We start from the raw sequence: 19,675 nt of genomic DNA, 5'->3' as shown, positions 1-19,675 counted from the left end.
AAACCCTGTTTATAATCCGGTCTTCTAACCGGTTTATCCTTTTCGCTTTGAACGAGTTGGGGTATTGTTATCAACATCCTGAACGCCTATTTGAAACACCAACGCAGGCCTAATGAAGAGCCTTTTTGCAAGATTTACATGATCCGTACTAAAACCTCAGATTTACACACCAAAGCTGACAACAATCGCTCCGTCCTTCCGCTACAGGACGACGCAGACTTCGTGGCGTGCGCCAAGGAAGCCGTTCAGCTCACAAAAGTAGCAAAGGAACCTGTCATATTTTCTGTGACCGTCTCCTTTGAAAGTATCGACCCGCTCGCTGTGCTTGAAATCCTTGCTGAATCGGATCAGTTTCAGTATTACTGGGAACATCCGGAAGAACGTCTTGCCCTGTCGGCCGGACGAGCCATCCGCACCATTAGCTGTAAGGGAAAGTGCCCCAAAGCAAACACAAATGGTGCATTTACAGACCGGTTTTCAGGTACTTCGGAAGCCATTAAAGCTGTTTGTGAAGATATTGTTGAATACAGTGCTATTCGTCACAGCCTTGCCGGTGTTCACTTCCTGGGCGGCTTTTCTTTCTTTGACCGGCAGGATGCGCAAGCCTGGAAAAACTTTCATGCCGCTGATTTTGTAGTTCCGGAGTGGTCGTTTGTACGGGACGGTAAATTGTGTCTTCTCACCGTCAACAAAGAAGTTCCGCGCAATGTGAACGCGGAGAAGCTCACTGAAGGCATCCGGGCGACCATCGATCGCATGGCTACACAGCTGCTCAAATCAACCTCAGCGGCACTTTATGAAACGTCATCGCACAAAAGCGATACGCCGGAAGTCATCGAAGAGCCGGACTCCCTTGAAAATTGGATTGAAAGCATTAATGAAGCTAAAAATCTGATACGGCTCGGCATTCTTTCTAAAATTGTGCTTTCCCGTATGCTGCGTATCCGGCTCTCAGGCAGGCAACAGCCTACCCGCATTCTGAATCAGCTTCGCAACGAATACCCTTCCTGCTATACTTTTATGATGCGTCCGGAAGGTAAAACAGCATTCGTAGGAAGCACACCCGAACGCCTGCTTTCCATCCGCTCCAATTACATCCTGACTGAAGGGCTTGCAGGAAGTATTTCCCGCGGAAAATCGGCAACCGAAGACACTATTCTGGAAAAACAGCTGCTGAACAGCGAAAAAGATCTTGAAGAACACCGTCTTGTAGTTGAAGATATACGCGAAAAACTGCGTAACTTTTGTGATGAAGTTAATCATCCCCCTCAACCGGGAATCAAAAAATTCACCAACGTTCAGCATCTCTACACCCCCATTTCTGCCTGGACCAACAATAAATATGATCCCTTCGTGATTCTTCAAAGTCTGCACCCCACGCCTGCGGTAGGCGGGGTTCCCTCCCGCAAAGCACTCGGCCTCATTCCTGAGTATGAGCTGTATGAGCGGGGTTGGTATGCCGGTCCCGTCGGCTGGCTGAACAGCAAGGGCCGGGGCGAGTTTGTCGTAGCTATTCGCAGCGGACTCATCACAGAACACGAAGCGCTGTTTTATGCAGGCTGTGGTATCGTACAGGATTCGGACCCCGTTGCAGAATGGGAAGAGACCAAGCTGAAGCTCATCCCCATGTTAACAGCTATCAACCATGCCTGATTCCGGCACTGACCCTCACATGCCTGTGGGGACCGGAGAACTCAATTTTGTTTTTGGATACCGCCTTCTTGCTGAACTGTCCCGACACGGACTCAGGCATGTCGTTATCTCTCCCGGTTCCCGCTCAACTCCCCTTACCCTTGCTGCGGCACTGCTGCATCAGGCCGGTAAAATCACGACCCACATCATCCTTGATGAGCGCAGCGCCGCATTTTTTGCACTTGGCATAGGGAAATCCACCGGCATCCCGGCCGCCCTTATCTGCACATCAGGAACAGCTGCCGCCAACTATTACCCCGCCGTTATTGAAGCGCGGATGACTTCCACGCCCATGCTGGTGCTTTCCGCAGACCGGCCTTTTGCCCTTCAGGGCGTTCTTGCTCCGCAGACCATCAACCAAACAAACCTGTTCGGCGACTATGCGGTCATTTTCCGGGAATCAGAAGCACTTATTGAAGCCGACCCCACCGGCCTCAAAACAGCCGAGCTTGCCCGAACACTCTACGACGCGGCAAGGCGTCTGGGCGGCCCCGCGCATCTGAACGCCGGTTTTTCGAAACCTCTCGAACCCAAACAAAACCGTGTTGCCGATCTCATTCAATGGTGCAACGAGACGCGAAAAAAACTACAGGATGAAGCGCTTAGCCTGCCCGGTATTGCTCCCGATGCGGAGAACGAATCCATGCTGGAAAAACTCTTCGGTCTGCTTCAGGAAGCCGATCGCCCCCTGATCATCTGCGGACCGCTGAACGCAGCATCGCAGGCAGAGCGCGAGCTTCTCCGCCTCACCCTAAGCAACACCCGGATTCCGCACATCATAGAAGGCACGGCTTCCGCACAGCATTACGATGATTCCGAAACGCCAAAAATCGTTTACGGATACGAAAGCTTCCTGCGTAGCGATGGTATCAGCAAATCACTCAAACCTGATTTCATTCTGCGCGTAGGTTTCCCGCCGGTCAGCCGGGCGCTGAATACGTATCTAAAAACCCACGCCTACGTGGTTCAATGGTGCCTCAGTAGTACGGAAGAAGAGCCTGATCCGCTCAAAACCCATACCCGTTTCGTGCAGTTTGCGCCTTTCAGTGGCTTGCCTGCTCGGGCTGCTGAACTTATTGCCAAACCTGCGTCTGAGTCACCGCAGCAAGATCATCAGCCCTGGCTGGATGAATGGAAGGCTTACGAAGCCCGATTCCGCACCCGGCTCGCGTCCCTGACCAACGAAAACCCGGACAACGCCCCGCTCACAGACGGGCAGGTGTTTCGCCACTTTCTTGCGTCCGCCCAAACACACCGCAGCGCTTCTGAGACCTCGCAGCTTTTCATTTCCAACTCCTTCTCTGTGCGGGATCTGGATTTGTTTAACGCACAGGCGCTTCCTTTTGCAGGGGTTCACCACAACAGGGGGGCGAGCGGAATTGACGGCATCAGCTCCACAGCCGCCGGCATCTGCACCGGAAGCGGCACGCCCTGCTGGCTTTTGATCGGAGAACTCTCCTTCCTGCACGACACCAACGCCCTGCTGCAGTTATCGCAACACCGCGGTGCCCCGATTCGCATACTTGTGCTGAACAACAGCGGGGGGACCATCTTCCGCATGCTGCCGGTGAGCGCGCATGAGAACGTTTACCAAACCTATTTCGAAACCCCGCAACAGGCCGATCTGGGACTGCTTTGCAAAGCGCACGGCATTACGCACCTGCGTGCAAAAACGACATCCGAACTTACACTTGCCCTGCAGACCGCAACAGAATGTGAAAATGGGGTAATCGTGCTCGAAGCAATCACCGACACGACACAGAGCATGGCCGAACGCCGCATGCTCTGGGAAGCGGCAAAAGATTTCTGATGTATACATTTGAGCGGGAAGGTCTCACCTATAAAATTGCTGTTTCCGATTCTTCGACTCAGGGACCTTCTCTGCTCATGCTGCATGGCTTTGCGGGGTCGCACCAAAGTTTTGCGCATTTGCTGCCGCATGTAAAAGGTTTTTCACGGGTGATGTGTCCCGATCTCGCCGGTCACGGCCTGAGCTTGAGCCAAGCCACGGATCCGACGGCACGCTACGCCCCTAAAAAACAAACCGAAGACCTCCGGCTTTTGCTGCGTGAGCTGTCCACCGAAAAACTGGTCATTTACGGATACAGCATGGGTGCCCGGCTTGCCCTGCAGCTTGCCTGCGCACTTTCGGCAAAACCTGAAACCGGCATTTCGCCGGTTGGTTTGCTGTGTGAAAGCGGGAGCGCAGGTCTGCGATCAGAAAGCGAGCGCCGCGCCCGTCGGGACAGTGACCGCCGGCTCGCCCAAAAAATCCGGACTGACTTCGGGGCTTTTCATCAAAGCTGGGATCAGCTACCGGTTTTCGAAACGGGCACGCAGCCTTCCACCGATCTCACTAAAACACTGCGAGAAATCCGCAGCAAACAGGAGCCGCACCATCTTGCAGCCTCCCTTCAGGCCTTTGGTACCGGCAGCATGCCCGCGCTGCATGATCAGCTTGCTCAGCTTAGCATGCCTGTAACCCTTCTTACCGGCAGCTGTGACACCAAATTCACGCACATTGCCAACGAACTGCTCCCGCTTTTCGGCAGTCGCAAAAAAGAGCACCTTTGTGTTCCCGACTGCGGGCACCGCATTCACCTTGAGCAACCGCATGTTGTGATACAGCAACTCAATGCGCTTGCCCTGCCGGAATGATCGGCAAAACGGCCTGCGTTTGCAGACCATGCAATTTTTAAAATTGCAAATCATAGCTTATTCCTGTAATATCAACTCAGGATAACAGTGTTATCCTGCTTCCCTAAATTAATAAACCAATTGTCCATGAACTGGATAACAGCCAGAACCTACGAAGATATCACCTACAAAAAAGCTGAAGGCATTGCCCGTATAGCTTTCAACAGACCCGATGTACGAAATGCTTTCCGTCCCAAAACCGTATTCGAGCTCGAAGACGCCTTCCTCGATGCGCAGGAAGACCGTAATGTGGGTGTCGTTTTGCTTACCGGTGAAGGCCCTGCCAAAGACGGCGTGTGGTCATTCTGCTCGGGGGGCGATCAGCGGGTGCGACAGGCTAAGGGGTATCAGGGTGAAGACGGGCGGCAGCGCCTCAACATTCTGGATGTGCAGCGCATCATCCGGTTCATGGGTAAGGTCGTGATTTGTCTGGTGCCCGGTTGGGCGGTCGGCGGCGGACACAGCCTGCACGTAGTCTGCGACATGACCCTGGCAAGCCGGGAACACGCCATCTTTAAACAAACCGACGCCAACGTGGCAAGCTTCGACGCCGGATTTGGCTCAGCCTATCTTGCGCGTCAGGTTGGGCAAAAGCGCGCCCGCGAAATTTTCTTCTTAGGCCGTAACTACTCTGCACAGGAAGCCTACGAGATGGGCATGGTCAATCAGGTCGTGCCACACGACGAGCTTGAAGCCGAAGGCATCAAAATGGCCAAAGAAATTCTGGAGAAGAGTCCAACCGCCATTCGCATGCTCAAATTTGCCTTCAACCTGATTGATGACGGTCTGGTTGGTCAACAGGTTTTTGCAGGTGAGACGACCCGCCTTGCCTATATGACAGAAGAAGCAAGCGAAGGAAAAAATGCCTTCCTCGAAAAAAGAAAGCCGGATTTTGACAAATACCGGATTTAAAGCCATCAGGTACGGCTCCCCTGATGCGCATTCGACTGTATCCTTCACACAATAGCATGACTCATGAAAAAAAGTATCTTCATCACGGGAGCGGCCTCCGGAATCGGCCGTGAAACAGCACTACTGTTCGCCAAGCGCGGCTGGTTTGTGGGCCTGTTCGACCTCAACGAAAATGGCCTCAAAGCCGTAGCTGAAGAAGTCGGCACAGACAATTGTTGCTACGCCAAACTCGATGTCACAAATCCGGAATCCTATGCCAATGCGGTAGCTGTTTTCAGTAAAGCAAGCGGCGGTGCCATGAACGTGCTCTTCAATTGCGCGGGCATCATGTACATGGGTTCAATTAAGGATGTGACCCTTGAACAGCAACTGCGCACCATGCGTATCAATGTCGAAGGCATCGTGATTGGCGTTTATGCGGCCATGCCGCTCCTCAAAAAAGCGGAAAATCCGGTTATTCTGAGCATGTCATCAGCTTCGGCCCTGTATGGCGTGCCCGATCTTGCGGTGTATTCGGCCTCCAAGTTTGCCGTACGCGGCCTCACCGAAGCCCTGCACATTGAACTCGAACGGGAAGGCATACACGTCACGGACATCATGCCGCTGTATGTAAACACCAACATGATCAGCTCTCAACAGCATAAGGCGGGAACCCTTAATATTTTCGGGGCAAACCTTCGACCGCTTCAAATTGCAGAAGTGGCCTGGAAAGCCTGTCATCAGAAAAAAATTCACTGGGTGCCTACTTTCAAACTCAAAACCCTGCGCACCCTCAGCCGCCTCTTCCCTTTCGTGGAAAAGCCTGTGATGAAGTTTTTGAGCAAATAGGCAGTCTGCAGCAAGTGTTCTGTGCTAAACAACAGGAATGTTAAACTTGCGCCTTCACGTTTATCCGGACCCGACACTAAACTTTAAGTGCCGGGTCTTTTTTTGCGCCTTTCGTTTGCGCCTGTCTTTACCATCAAAAAAGTTTAACGCATCCCCCACCCATGCTGAAAGTCACCGAAATACAGGCCCTTGGTCAGGGCAGAATGTCGCCAACGCAGATGTTGCCGCTGTACAGCGAGTCGGTTCAGGCTGGCTTTCCTTCACCCGCGCAGGATCATATCGAAAAAAAGCTCGATCTGAACGATTATCTGGTGAGCCATCCGGTTGCGACTTTTTTCGTACGCGTACAGGGCGACTCCATGCGGGAAGCCAACATTCACTCCGGCGACATCCTGATTGTGGATCGTGCACTCGAAGCGGTGAGCGGAAAAATCATCGTCGCCGTGCTGAACGGCGAGTTTACGGTGAAGCGTCTCAAAAGAGAAAACGGAGAAGTTTGGCTCCTGCCCGAAAATGACGACTTTGACCCTATTCCCATCACCCCCGAATCCGATTTTGAAGTGTGGGGCGTAGTGACCTGGGTTATCCACAAAGCACAGTAAGCGGCTATGAAGCCATCCCAAAAAACGGTGCACGACCGCTTCCGCGAAGCCCCTGAAAAAGGCAGCGGCCCCTTTTATGCCATTGTGGACTGCAACAACTTCTATGCATCCTGCGAACGGGTTTTTAATCCGGCGCTGCGTAACAAACCGGTGGTGGTGCTCTCCAACAATGACGGCTGCGTAATTGCGCGCTCCGCTGAAGCCAAAGAAGCCGGAATCCCGATGGGCGCGCCCGCCTTCAAATACGAGCGGGAGTTTCAGGACAAAGGCGTGCACGTATTTTCCTCCAATTATGCCCTTTACGGCGACATGTCGGGCCGGGTCGTGCATATTTTGCGGGATTTTTGTGAAGATGTTGAAGTCTATTCCATTGATGAAGCCTTTATGCTGTTGCAGCCCCCGGCCGGACGTGCAGTGCATTTGTACGGGCAGGAAATCCGGAAACGGATTTTTCAGTGGATCGGGCTGCCGGTGAGCATTGGCATTGCGCCAACCAAAACCCTGGCCAAAATTGCCAATCACTTCGCCAAGCGCGAAAAACTCTGGGATGGCGTCCTGCATACCGATATGATAAAAGATTTTGACAGCTACCTGAAGCGGCTGCCCGTTGGCGAAGTATGGGGCATCGGCAAACAGCACAAGCAATTCCTGCACAGTCACGGCATTGAGTCAGCCTTTGACCTGAAACAGGCACCTGAAAGCTGGATCAAACGACACATGCACGTTACCGGGCTGCGCACGCTTCGCGAACTCAACGGCATTCCAAGTATCGAGATGGAAGACCTCGAGCCCAGAAAAGGAATCTTATCATCCCGGTCTTTCCGGAAACCGGTAACGGAGTATGAACAGCTTCAGGAAGCCGTTTCCGCCTATATGAGCCGCGCAGCCGAAAAACTTCGGGCTCAGCAATCTGTCGCCGGTGTTGTGCATGTTTTTGTGAAGACCAACCGCTTCGCCAAAAATCAACCCTACTACAGCAATACCGCAACCATGCCGCTTCCGCTTGCGACGGACTTCACCCCGGATCTCACCAAAGCTGCCCTTGCCGGATTAAGCGAAGTCTTCCTGGAAGGCCATGCCTATCAGAAAGCGGGGGTAATGCTTACTGAAATCAGACGGAGCGATCAGGTACAAGGAAACCTGTTTGTGGATCAGGACATGCTTACCCGGAAAAAGAAGCTGGCAAATGCAGTAGATGCCGTTAACCAAAAAATGGGGCGCAACAAACTCATCTACGCAGTAAATGGTATCGAACAGGCATGGACCATGAAACAGGAACACAAATCTCCGGGATATACGACCCGCTGGGACGAACTCCCCGTTGCCAAATCATAACAGCTGTTTTTCTCTTAACAGCATCCCAGCAGCAGTCTCAATTTAACCCGCATTATTCACCAAGAAATTTTCTTGCTGGCAAGGCGAAGATGAAAACTCAGCGGAAGGGTACCTAAGTACCCTGAGCATGAGTTTTCATCTTCAACGCCGCCAGCGGGGAAATTTCGCAGTCTTTACACCACACTCAAATTTGGGCTACCGGTGTTTTTTGCTAAGCCAAAATTAAACTAACACTTAGGAAATAAATCCTGTTTAATTGTGAATAATGCGGGTTAACATGGTATTAAAGTTTTGCAATCAGGGCGTTTATATCTCAAATTCACATTTTTATAAATACCTTGCTTGTAAAGCACATTAATTAAATATTATATTGAAATAGTTCGCTTTATCAACATGTAAGTAAAAATACAATTTATAGACGGGTGAACTCCGTAATGCCCTAACAAATATAAACTTGCGTCCTGATAGTATTGAATTAAGTTAAATAAGCAAGGAACACCATTTTATTATTTACATACGGTAGAGAGCTAAGCTAAGCCATAACATTGAGAATGCATCTGCAAGGTACTTAAAATGAAAAACATATCACGCATCGATCAGCCTCAAAAAAATACCTTCGGCTGGTTTGTTCGTTTAAGACGGGACGGCAGGCAAATCAGTAAATTTTTTAGTGACGGAAAATTTGGCGGTAAAGATGAAGCACTAAAAGCCGCAGTCAGTTTCAGAGACGAAAACATTGCCGAATGGGAAAACTTCGCGAAGAACCACGACCGCCCCATGCATGTAGGCACACGCAGCAATATTGGCGAAAACGGCATCAGTTACACCCGGAAAAAGAAAATGCGCAATGGGAAAGAATACATCGAACACGTGTTCTCCGTATGCTACTCTCCGGAAAAGGGAGTCAATAAAAACAAGACTTTTTATATCCCCAAAAGCCGCAACAAGACTGAGTTTAAGCGAAATTACAAGCTCAAGCTTCAGGAAGCCATCGACTTCCGGGATGAAATGATGCACAAGATTTACGGGCTTCGGTATGTCAACTACAAACTGCGCAAGAAAAGGGCTGAAGAGAAAAAGAGCCCCCCCCACTGCAGAAGCGTAGCAGCCGATGTTGCACAGGGTCGCGGGTAACATCAGCAAACAGTCAGCATCAACTCACCTGATATCAGAATTTTTTGGGATGATTAATCCTCCTATTTTCCGGTAGTGTTGCTGTCCTATTTTACGTTTTCATGCGCGCCCTCTTTTTATGCCTCTTCGCGAACAACAGCTGCAAACTTATGCTGACCTACTCCGGCAGGGTGAACTTGTAGTATTCCCAACCGAGACCGTTTACGGCTTAGGCGCCTCAGCATGGAATGCCAAAGCTGTCCGAAAAATATTCGAAACCAAGGGCAGACCTGCGGATAACCCGCTGATTGTGCACATCAGCAACGTTGATATGGTGAAGCAGTTCACACCCTCCGTTTCCGCCAGAGTCAAACTTGTAATGCAAAAATTCTGGCCCGGCCCGCTCACCCTCATCCTCCGCAAAAAGGAAGAAGTTCCGGATATCGTAACCGCCGGCCTCGACACTGTCGCCCTTCGCATGCCCAACCACCCGGTTGCCCTTCAGCTGATCGAACTTAGCGGGCCCCTCGTAGCACCAAGCGCGAACAAATCCGGCCGTCCCAGTCCCACGCGGCCGGAGCATATCTTCGCAGATTACGGCAAAAAACTGCCCGTCATTGACGGCGGTCCCTGCAACATCGGCATTGAGTCCACAGTACTTGACCTCACTCAGAACCCGCCTCTCATTTTACGCCCGGGCAACATCACCGCTGCGGATATACACAGCGCCTGTGGCTTTCTGCCCCGCATCATAACCGCCAAAGAAGCCACAGAAGCACACAAACCCAAAAGCCCCGGCATGAAATACGCGCACTATGCGCCGAAGGCCCGAGTCGCATGGTTCGACCCCGATCAGTCGCTGCCCGACTCGCCGAAAGCGCTTGTACTCTGCCACAGCAGTGCGCCGCAGCTCCCGGATGGCTTCAAAGGCCTTTTCCGCAACGGCGACTTCACCACCTTTGCACAGGAGCTCTACAACAACTTCCGTCAGGCCGACGCTGAAGGCTTCCCCCTCATCCTCATCGAAAAATTCGCGCCGCAACAGCTGATTAACGACGAACGCCTCATCTCCCTGCACAACCGCATCAGCAAAGCCACCGGAAAAGCAGACTAATATACCCGAATATCACAGCGAACATCCTCCCCCTGCAACCCGCTTACCAGACATTTCAGCTTTTTTTATTTTTTGGGGGAAACTCCGTGAACATCACTGTTTTTCGTGGTTGCTCAGAAACCCCAAACCTAAGACAGGTCCCTTGCTTTTTGATTCTGCAAAAGAACATCGGGACCCGGTCAAGCTGAAATCGTCAGCTTGTCAGTCCTGTACGAGCACGAGTCCGATCCAGTCGCCTTCCTGTTGAAAACCAACTTTCCGGAAACGGGCATAGGCGCCATAGTTAAGGATCAGGGCTTCATCGGTGTACAGCAGGCCGGAAAGCATCAGCACCCCGCCCGGCTTTAAAGAAGCGGCAAGTTTTTCTGACATATCCTCCAGAATATTCCGGTTTATATTTGCCATCACAAGATCATAGGTGGCCTTTTCGGGGATCACGCTGTCATCGCCCTGTTGTACTTCAAAGCGTCCTTCGACCCCGTTCATCAGCACATTTTCCCGGGTGTTCAGGGCACTCCACTCATCTACATCGAAACCGAAACAGTGCCCGGCTCCAAGTTTGAGTGCGGCAATTCCCAGGATTCCGGTGCCGGTACCGGCATCAAGTACCGAGTCAGGCGTGCCCCCTCCGTTGCGATCAGCCCACATGCGGAACACTTCCGGCATCAGCCGCAGCATAATCCGCGTCGTTTCATGATAGCCGGTGCCGAACGACATTTTGGGATCGATCTCAAGCACAATGCGTTCGGGATCATCTTCCGTATCCGGATTTCGTGCCGCCCAGCTCGGACGAATCCGGAATTGGCCAACGGTCATCGGCTGTATCGTTTGTTCCCACTCTTCATTCCAGTTTCGGTCTTCGACCCGCTCTTCCTTCAGAATACAGGCCCCGTGTCCGATTCCGATAAGCAGCTGTTCAATGGTCTCACGGGTCACATCATTCATCGAAGCCTGCGGCACCCAGGCAATCAGGGTGTTGCGCCGCTGATCAAAACCCTCAAATTCAAGTTCATCCAGCTCAGCGATGAGCCATTCCTGATAGTCATCCGGGATTTCGATTTCCAGCATAATATGCGACATAAAACGATAATTCCTGTTAGTGTGAAAAATTCAAGTGATCTGTTGAAACGGCAGGTTAATTGCGGGTCAGATACCTTCGAGCTGCATTTTAAGCTCAGAAATGCGTTCAGCAATATCATCCAGTTTCAGATGACGAAAACGATCCGGTAGCAGGGCGCGGGAAGTACACTCCTTCACGGCAAGCAGGGTTTGAAGCTCGATTTCTTCCGGATAGGTCGGCGGGATGAAGTCAGCGAAAGTTTCTTCCAGAATTTCGAGCGAGACACGCTGTTTGCCGGCTGCCGCTGCACGGAACCGCGCACGTGTGAGCGCCGCTTCCATGTCGGCACCGCTGTAGGTATGCTTACCCAGCCGAATAGATTCGGGCACTTCGTTTTTGGTCATTACCAGCCCGGTTTTGCGCTTCATGGCCTCAAATATCTCAATACGCTCCTCTTCCGTATCCGGATAAAACAGGGCAAGATGTTCTTCGGCGCGCCCCTGACGCTTCAGATCGACCGGCATGAGATCGGGACGGGCAGTCATCAGAAACCAGAGAATACGTCCCCGGTTGGCCGAGTTGCTCATGAAACTCGCGATTTTTGCAAACACCCGGCTCGAAACCCCGCTGTCTCCGGAAGCCGCCCGGTCTCCCAAATAGGCGTCGGCTTCATCAATCATCACGGCAACCGGCGCCATGGCTTCAAGCAGCGTCAGGATTTTTTCGAGATTACCTTCCGTAACCCCCTGCCACTGCGATCTGAAATTTTTGAGCTTAACCATGGGCACGCCCACCTCCCCCGCAAAGCAGCTCACCAGAAAGGTTTTACCTGTGCCCACCGGACCGCACACCAGCCAACCCATCGGCAGCACATCCCCTCGGCCATGCTGCAGCGCCTGACTCGCACTGCGCAGATGTTTTTTCACCTGCCGGTGACCTGCCACATGATCGAGCGTAAAGGCCGTATTCACGAACTCAAGCAGATCGTGCGCTTCGGCTTCGATCAGCTCTTTCTTTTTGGCAACAAGCGTTTCGAAGGTCAGTTTTTCCTTGTTTTCTACGGCGTGCGCAAGCAGGCTCCTGAGCTGAATAAAGCTGAGTCCGGCCGTTTGCTGCGCAAGCACTTCCGGGGAAGGATTGCTGTGTGCCCGGATTCTATCCACGCTGTAATCAAAAAAATGCTGAATGAAGGTGCGCCGATCCGCCATATCCGGCAGCCCGACCTTGATGGCCGCATTGTACGGACTCTGAACAAGATTCCGGTTAAGATCAGCCAGGTTTTCAGCAAGCAGTACGACGGTGAAATCAGCGGCAAGAAAAATGGGATCCTGCATCCATTTGAGCAGGTTAACGAGCGCGTTGCGGTCTTCAGCAGCTGCCGAGCTGTTGTCCGCATTGGGGATGATGGTCTCCGCGTAATCAATGATACAGGCCACGCTTTTGCCTTCCTCAAGCCGGAGCCGGAAGTATTTTTCAAGCAGCGGAAGCACGGAAACGGGCAGTTTGGGCAGCGGCTCGGCCGGCTGACCGGCAGCGTTGGCATAGGGCGAAGGCAGGGCGCGGTAGAAATCAGCACGGCTTTGTTCATCCCGGAAATAAATACCGCCCGCACGATCATACATAATCACAACATCGCGGGGCGCAAACAGCTCATCCCCCAAAAAGCGCGTAAAACGGCTGAAAGCTGTCCGCTCCTCCTCTTCTTCACGGGTAAGCACAAGATCACGGATATTGCCGTGCAGCGTAAAATGGTTGAGTGTCTTACTCAGGTATTTGCGGGCGAAGAGCTGTGCCCAGTTCGGGTACTGTTGCATGCGTTAAAAATGCAGAAAAACTGCCTTAGGTTGAAATTACGTATTTGGGGTACGAACCTGAAAACTAAGCACTGAATCACAACGCAAGGAAGCTGTCTTAGGTTTGGGGATTCCGAAAAACATCGATAAACAATAATGTTCAAGGACTTTCACCAAAAAGTATAGCGGCATTAATATCCCCTGATACGACACGACTCAGCCGGTCAGTTCACACTTCACGACTTCAATCCGTGAGTGACTTGCTTTCACGATGGAAAACTTCAGCCGCCCGATCCGGATTTCTTCCCCCACTTTCGGAATGCGCCCGACTTCGTTGATGATGAAACCGGCTATGGTTTCAAACTCGATTTCGTCATCTTTAAGGCCAATTTCAGGAAAGTTTTCTTCGATGTCTTCAATCTCGAGACTGCCCGAAAAGACGTAGCGGTTGCTCGGCAGCCGCTTCATGATGACTTCCTCAGTGTCGTATTCATCCTGAATATCGCCGACCACTTCTTCGATAAGATCTTCGCTTGTTACAAGACCTGCCGTGCCGCCGTACTCGTCCAAAACAACGGCGAGCGAAATGTTTTCCCTTCGGAAATCACTGAGCAGGCTCGTCGCTTTTCGGGATGAAGGCACGTATTTGACCGGACGAATAATTTCAGAAATATCAGCAGGTTGCTTGAATAAATCGTAGGCGAGAATCACACCGGTGATGTTATCAATGCTGCCTTCATAAACCGGGATTTTAGAGTATCCGCTCGTTATAAAGGTTGTCAGCAAATCTTCGAGCGAGCTGTGCTTTTCAACGGCGACAATTTCGGTGCGGGGAATCATGCTTTCCTTCACCCGCATGGTCGAAAGTTCGAGCACATTGGTGAGAATTTCGGAATCATCTTCATCCATATCGCTTTGCTGATTTGAAGCAATATCCCGGAAAATGGTTTCAATATCTTCGCGCTTGAAGAAATCCTCAACGGAGTCAGCTTCAGGATTTACGAAACGCACAATGCGCAGGGCGATGCCGTTAGCAACGTAAATGAGCGGGCGCAGCAGCAGATTTGTAATGCCGATGGGCACCATCACAATGGGAATGAGCCGGTCGGCATGTACGCGAAAGATACTCTTCGGGATGACCTCCCCTACGACCAAAATAACGCCCGAAGCAATGATGGTCTGCGTAATGAGCAGACTCAGTTCAGAAGGACTGTTTCCGAAAACATAATTCCAGGTCTCGGAAATGGGGCTGAGCAGAAATATCGTCATGAGCGTGGCATAGGCCACATTTACGACATTGTTGCCCAGCAGGGTCGTTGAGAGAAAACTCTCGGGGTTTTTCACAAAATAAGAGACGTACTGCGCACTAAGCGTATTTTCACGCGATTTGATTTCAAGCCGCAGACGGTTTGCGGCAACGTATCCGATTTCTGAACCGGAAAAAAAGCCGCTCAGCCCTAAAACGCCAAGTATGATGAGCAGCTCATTCATGAACCGCTCCTGTTTACACCCTGAAAGGACTGCCTGTCAGCGGCAATCCTGATTTCCGACGGAGGTTCCAATCCTTATCTGAGTTAGTTACCGGTGAATTTGGGTTTTCGCTTTTCGAGAAAAGCACCCGTACCCTCTTTAAAATCTTCTGTTCCGCACAAATCTCCAAAAATATTGGATTCAATCACGTAGCCGTCTTCGGCTTCGTAATCCTGTGAAGCAACAATCGCAGATATCGCGCCTGAAAGAGCAATAGGCGCATGTTTGGTCATCATGCCGATCAGTTCCTGTGCTTTGGTGAGTGCTTCGTCTTTACCCGGCAGCACGTAATTTGCGATTCCGAGAGAACCAGCCTCTTCGGCTTTGACCATGCGTCCGGTGAGAATAAGCTCAAGTGCACGACCTCTGCCGATGAGCTTTGGCAGGCGCTGCGTGCCGCCATAACCCGGAATCAGGCCCAGGCTGACTTCCGGTAAACCAAACACAGCGTTTTGTGTGGCGAGCCGGATGTGACAGGATAGCGCGAGCTCGGTGCCGCCGCCCAAGGCATAGCCGTTCACGACAGCAATCACCGGCTTGGAAAGGCTTTCGATATCAGAAAAGAGATTCTGCCCCTTTTCAGCAGCTTCCGTACCGCTCTCTTCATCCAGGGTTGAGAGTTCGGCAATATCAGCACCGGCAACAAAAGCTTTTTCCCCGGAACCGGTGATGATTACGGCACGAATGTCATCATTTCCTTCAATAAAATCAACGGCTTCAGCAAGCTCGTCAAGGACCTGATTGTTAAGAGCATTGAGCTTGTCCGGGCGGTTTATGGTAAGGGTGCAGATATGATCTGTTACCTCAAGGAGTAGCGTGTTAAATTTAGGTATGGACATATTTTAATTTGTGATAGGTCTAAGTCAACAGTTCGAATCAGTACTGAGCTCAGTTTTGTGTTTTAACGGATGTTTTCCGGAAGAGCTCATCGGTTTGTTCAATTTCTTTTTCAAGCGACATCAGTTCGTCAATATAGGAAGGAAGCGTACTTTTTCCCTCGCTAAACTCAGCGAAAATGGTATCAGCGTCTTCAAGGTCAAGCAGCAGGCTATCCATTTGATGCTCGATTTCGGACGTATTGCTGAGTGTCATTGATTTTTCATAAATATAGCGAACCGTATCTTCAATGGTTTTAAGCTGTGAGTCCGAAATTAAGTATTTTTCGTTTGCAGCTCCATATTTCTCGCTCCTTTTGTTAAGGATAAGCAGGCGCCTTTCGAGCACCTGACGCAGGCGGGGCGATTCGGCTTCATCAATTTCTTTTTGCGTTTTTGCCGCTTCTTCCTGAAGCCGCGCCTGTGTCGTGCTGTTGAGGTAGCTAAGATAGCGCTCATTGCCTTCGAGCAGCAAAATATAGCTTGTGAGCAGGGCGTCGAGCCGGGTCGTAAGGTTATCTACAATGCCCTGCGTGGTGTAGCTGACTTTCTCAAAATTATTGCGGATAAGGCCTGTGATGTGTTTGAGTACCAGAAAACGCTTTTGGGACTCTTCGGTGAGTTCGCCAAAAATACGGCGCTCGTCGAAGCGGCTGTTCCGCTCCTGAAAGGTTCTGAGGTTGATGTATTTTTGGAAACGCGGCTGACGCGGCACAATCCCCAGGTACAAAAGCTCAGCAGCAATCGTAATGGCGATGAGAAGGTTTACCACATCCCCGCTTCCGGAAAGAAAAAAGCTACTTGAAAAAGCCGCAATAAGCACAGCAAGGTTGAGCGGGTGCAGAAAGGCTTCTCGGGTATAATTGACCGGCTTATCCATATTTTGGCGCTTTGGTTAGGGATTGATGGGTTGCTCTTTGTCGTGAAAAGGATGGCTCTGCCTTCCTTCGGTTAGCAGAACACAAGCTGATGAGCAGCTTATGGTTTCGTTGCGCGTCCGATGGTTTTGACGGCCTCAGCCGAAAGCTTCACCGGATCGGGCTCAGGCGTAGTAGCGGCATTGGGGTTCCCCGCTTTGGCATGCGCACGATCGGTATCGGCTATCGTTTTGGAAGCCCCAAGTCCGGCTGCCGTTTCATCAAGCTTTCGCTCAATGGTTCCCATTTCCGACTTTATTTTGGACAACAGCTCCCGTGCGTTTTGAGTCCGTTCAAAAGCTTCGACTTCTTCTTGCGACACACCGCTTTGTGCAGCCGCGGTATCATCCCGGTCATCAAGCCAAACTTCGAGACGGGCTTCCGCTTTCGCTATCTGTTCACGCACTGCGCCAAGAGCGTCCTGAAAACCTTCGATTACAGGGCGGGTATCAATGGCCTCGATCGACTTCAGAATCTTTGATTTCCGCTCGGCCGCTGCAAGCTGCCGCTTATGTTCCAGAATCTGCCGGTAATGCTGTTTATAGGTTTCTTTGAGACGCTCCCGTTCTTCTGACATGCTTTTTCGCTGATTTTTGGATTCAGAACAAAATGAAAGGGAGCACGGCTCAGGCGGTGCTCCCCAATCCTCTCATAAGCCTGCGCTACCCTTTCTGACGCCCGATGGTCTTGGCCTTATCTTTTTCTGTTGGCGCAGGGGTATCTGATTCCAGACTGATGTCAATTTTCCGGTTAGTTTCATCAGCTACCGGTTTTGCTTCTACCGATGACTTGCCCATTTCCCGCTTGAACTGCGATACGAGGTCTGATGCACGCATTTTTTCAGCGTCGATTTCAATTTCGAGCGTTTTGGTATCTACACTGTCAAGGGCAATTTCCATACGGGCTTCGCTCATGGCCGTTTTTTCGTTGAGGCGGCTTACCATTTCTTTATGGGTTGAATCCAGTCCCGTTACCTCAAACTGTTCCAGCGTATCTGCAATTTTGGACTGCCACTTAGCCCGTTCATGTGCCTGAAGGGCTTCACGGGCTTCACGAATCTTGCGGTCTTTTTCGCGCATAAAAGCCCGCTTCACCTGAAGCGATTTTTCATAAGCCTGTTCGGCAAATTTTTCCTGTTCAGCAGTGGATACTACGTTCTCCCGTGCCTTTTCGAGCTGCATGGCGTAGTTCTCTGCAATGTCATCGCGGTTGGCGTTGATCGCAGCCTTGATTTTGTTCACAAGCTCAGCTTCCAGTTTCTCGTACTTCTGCCGCTCTTTGCGAATCATCACGAGATTGGCTTTTACTGTTGCAATATTCTCATTCATTTTGGGAACCTGATCATTCAGTTCCCTGATATTTTGCTCCAGGATCAGCTTGGGGTCTTCCATACTCGACACCACGCCACCAAACATGGACTTAATCGCTCTGACAAATCTGTTCCACATAATTCAATAAGATTTTGGTATTAAAACTTCGTCGTTGATCCGCTTTGAACCTAACAGCATATTTAAGGGGATAATCCCCCTGGGCTTACACTTTTTTTAAAACGGACGATCAGCGGCTATTTCAGTGCAGGTACTTCTTCATAACGGAACGGATGCGATCCGCCGGAATCTACTACACGAGAGATCAAAGAACCTGCCTCTGTCGCCTTTGCTCCGAACGTATACGCACTGTTCATTAACTGACGTGCAACAGGCAACATATCGGGCTTATTCGTGAACAGTTCAGCGATTGTTTCACCCTTCTTCACTTCATCACCAAGTTTTTTGTGCAGCACGATGCCGGCTGTCGGGTCGATCGGCTGCGTCTTTTCACGACGCCCAGCGCCGAGTTCGAGGGACGCCATGCCAATATTGTACGCATCGATGCCCGTTACAAACCCGTCCGCCTCAGCGATGAACAGCGCCGTATCGGATGCTTTGGGATAGTTTCCAGGATGATCAATCATGGCTACATCCCCGCCCTGCTCTTCTACGATTTCACGCAGTTTTTGAAGAGCGCTGCCGTCGTTCACATGCTGAATCGCAACGGAAATGCCCTGATCAAGGGAGCCGGCCTTTCCGCCTAACCAGATCATCGCACCGGAAAGCAGCAGGGTAATTTCGCGGACATCATCGGGCCATTTGCCGCGCAGACATTCGATGCTTTCCTCGACCTCGAACCAGTTGCCGATTTTGTAGCCCAGCGGCTGATCCATGTTCGTGAGATAGGCGACAGTGTTTTTGCCAAATTCGGTACCAATATCAACAAGACGCCGGGCGAGAACGGTTGCCTGCTCCATATCTTTGATGAAGGCTCCGGAGCCGTATTTCACGTCGAGCACGAGCGCATCAATACCCTCGGCAAGCTTCTTGCTCATAATACTGCTCGCAATCAGGGGGATGCACTCCACGGTCGCGGTCACATCCCGCAAAGCGTAGAGGCGCTTGTCAGCCGGGGCGATGTCCTCGGTCTGACCGATAAATACGACTTTATGTTTTTGGATAACCTCCACATAGCGCACGAGATCAAGGTTCACATCAAAACCGGGGATAGACTCCAGCTTGTCGAGAGTGCCTCCCGTATGTCCCAGCCCGCGACCGGAAATCATGGGCACCGGCACGCCGGCAGCGGCCACGATCGGCGCCAGAATAAGGGATAGTTTATCGCCTACACCGCCGGTCGAATGCTTGTCCACTTTGATTCCAGGCACCTCGCTGAGATCCATCACTTTCCCGGAGTGCAGCATGGCATAGGCAATAGCCGCGGCTTCCTCATCATTCATCCCTTTCAGAAAAACGGCCATCAGAAAAGCGCTCATCTGATAGTCAGGCAGTTCGTCGCGGGTGTAGGCATCAATCAGGTAGTGAATTTCATCTTTGGTGAGATGGCCGCCGTCCCGTTTGCGGCGGATCAGGGAAACCGTATTAAAGGAAGTCATGGAAAAATCAGGTAGTAGTCGAATGAAAATTATTTTTGGGAAGTAAGAACGGATTCAGGCCTGCGTTTCGATGAACTTTAAATAAGGCCCAGTTGCCGCGCTGAAGCGTTACCAAACGGCTAAAATAAAGCTTTTTCGGCAAAGCTGAAGCGTTCTTTACACAAGCTATCGCCCTGCAATACCCGCTGCCTTTGGTGATGGGATTGCCGCCTGAATTCCTTAAATTCCGAAACCCTTGGGCCTGCTGCTGCGTTAGGTAACCTCTATGCTGTATTTAATTT

The 19,675-nt window shown here is 51.2% G+C and carries 17 protein-coding genes; 9 read left to right on the top strand and 8 right to left on the bottom strand.

The features are described from left to right. The first annotated feature begins 138 nt into the window (after positions 1-138). The 9 genes from CYPRO_RS08325 (at position 139) to CYPRO_RS08285 (ending at position 10,293) form a co-directional block, all read left to right on the top strand. Entirely contained in the window at positions 139-1,653 is a 1,515-nt protein-coding gene (locus tag CYPRO_RS08325; protein ID WP_114984178.1) for an isochorismate synthase, read from the top strand. Next, the gene (gene menD, locus CYPRO_RS08320; protein WP_114984177.1) at positions 1,646-3,502 is read left to right on the top strand and encodes a 2-succinyl-5-enolpyruvyl-6-hydroxy-3-cyclohexene-1-carboxylic-acid synthase; all 1,857 of its coding nucleotides are present in this window, start codon (positions 1,646-1,648) and stop codon (positions 3,500-3,502) included. Before CYPRO_RS08325 ends, menD begins: the two co-directional genes overlap by 8 nt. Then, the gene (locus CYPRO_RS08315; RefSeq protein ID WP_114984176.1) at positions 3,502-4,350 is read left to right on the top strand and encodes an alpha/beta fold hydrolase; all 849 of its coding nucleotides are present in this window, start codon (positions 3,502-3,504) and stop codon (positions 4,348-4,350) included. Before menD ends, CYPRO_RS08315 begins: the two co-directional genes overlap by 1 nt. Before the next feature lie 126 nt (positions 4,351-4,476). Beyond that, complete coding sequence (locus CYPRO_RS08310; RefSeq protein ID WP_114984175.1) at positions 4,477-5,301, top strand: 1,4-dihydroxy-2-naphthoyl-CoA synthase; 825 nt, start codon at positions 4,477-4,479, stop codon at positions 5,299-5,301. 63 nt (positions 5,302-5,364) lie between these two features. Next, a complete protein-coding gene (locus CYPRO_RS08305) occupies positions 5,365-6,129 on the top strand; it encodes an SDR family oxidoreductase (RefSeq protein ID WP_114984174.1) in 765 nt (254 codons plus the stop codon). Between the two features lie 161 nt (positions 6,130-6,290). Continuing rightward, positions 6,291-6,731, top strand: coding sequence for a LexA family protein (locus CYPRO_RS08300; RefSeq protein WP_114984173.1), 441 nt, complete (start codon positions 6,291-6,293; stop codon positions 6,729-6,731). Between the two features lie 6 nt (positions 6,732-6,737). Beyond that, a complete protein-coding gene (locus CYPRO_RS08295; RefSeq protein ID WP_114984172.1) occupies positions 6,738-8,066 on the top strand; it encodes a Y-family DNA polymerase in 1,329 nt (442 codons plus the stop codon). Between the two features lie 573 nt (positions 8,067-8,639). Further along, positions 8,640-9,200, top strand: a complete 561-nt coding sequence (locus CYPRO_RS08290) for a hypothetical protein (RefSeq protein WP_114984171.1) — start codon at positions 8,640-8,642, stop codon at positions 9,198-9,200. 118 nt (positions 9,201-9,318) lie between these two features. Continuing rightward, entirely contained in the window at positions 9,319-10,293 is a 975-nt protein-coding gene (locus CYPRO_RS08285) for an L-threonylcarbamoyladenylate synthase (protein WP_114984170.1), read from the top strand. Between the two features lie 201 nt (positions 10,294-10,494). Here CYPRO_RS08285 and prmA read toward each other — a convergent pair whose 3' ends face one another. The 8 genes from prmA to CYPRO_RS08245 form a co-directional block, all read right to left on the bottom strand. Continuing rightward, positions 10,495-11,373 carry a 50S ribosomal protein L11 methyltransferase gene (gene prmA / locus CYPRO_RS08280; protein WP_114984169.1) on the bottom strand — a complete coding sequence of 293 codons (879 nt, stop codon included), beginning with the start codon at positions 11,371-11,373 and terminating at the stop codon, positions 10,495-10,497. A gap of 66 nt (positions 11,374-11,439) precedes the next feature. Next, complete coding sequence (locus CYPRO_RS08275; RefSeq protein ID WP_114984168.1) at positions 11,440-13,167, bottom strand: ATP-binding protein; 1,728 nt, start codon at positions 13,165-13,167, stop codon at positions 11,440-11,442. A 195-nt stretch (positions 13,168-13,362) separates the two neighbouring features. Beyond that, complete coding sequence (locus tag CYPRO_RS08270) at positions 13,363-14,637, bottom strand: hemolysin family protein (protein WP_114984167.1); 1,275 nt, start codon at positions 14,635-14,637, stop codon at positions 13,363-13,365. 83 nt (positions 14,638-14,720) lie between these two features. After that, positions 14,721-15,515, bottom strand: coding sequence for an enoyl-CoA hydratase/isomerase family protein (locus CYPRO_RS08265; RefSeq protein ID WP_114984166.1), 795 nt, complete (start codon positions 15,513-15,515; stop codon positions 14,721-14,723). Between the two features lie 49 nt (positions 15,516-15,564). Beyond that, positions 15,565-16,431, bottom strand: a complete 867-nt coding sequence (locus CYPRO_RS08260; protein WP_114984165.1) for a hypothetical protein — start codon at positions 16,429-16,431, stop codon at positions 15,565-15,567. 98 nt (positions 16,432-16,529) lie between these two features. After that, complete coding sequence (locus CYPRO_RS08255) at positions 16,530-17,045, bottom strand: hypothetical protein (protein ID WP_114984164.1); 516 nt, start codon at positions 17,043-17,045, stop codon at positions 16,530-16,532. Positions 17,046-17,130: 85 nt separating this feature from the next. Next, a complete protein-coding gene (locus tag CYPRO_RS08250; RefSeq protein ID WP_114984163.1) occupies positions 17,131-17,916 on the bottom strand; it encodes a PspA/IM30 family protein in 786 nt (261 codons plus the stop codon). A gap of 116 nt (positions 17,917-18,032) precedes the next feature. Then, positions 18,033-19,394, bottom strand: coding sequence for a thymidine phosphorylase (locus CYPRO_RS08245; protein WP_114984162.1), 1,362 nt, complete (start codon positions 19,392-19,394; stop codon positions 18,033-18,035). Positions 19,395-19,675 lie beyond the last annotated feature (281 nt).

Source organism: Cyclonatronum proteinivorum (genome assembly GCF_003353065.1).
Lineage (GTDB): Bacteria > Bacteroidota > Rhodothermia > Balneolales > Cyclonatronaceae > Cyclonatronum > Cyclonatronum proteinivorum.
The sequence above is the reverse complement of the archived record's forward strand: the minus strand, read 5'-3'. Positions and strand labels throughout refer to the sequence as shown.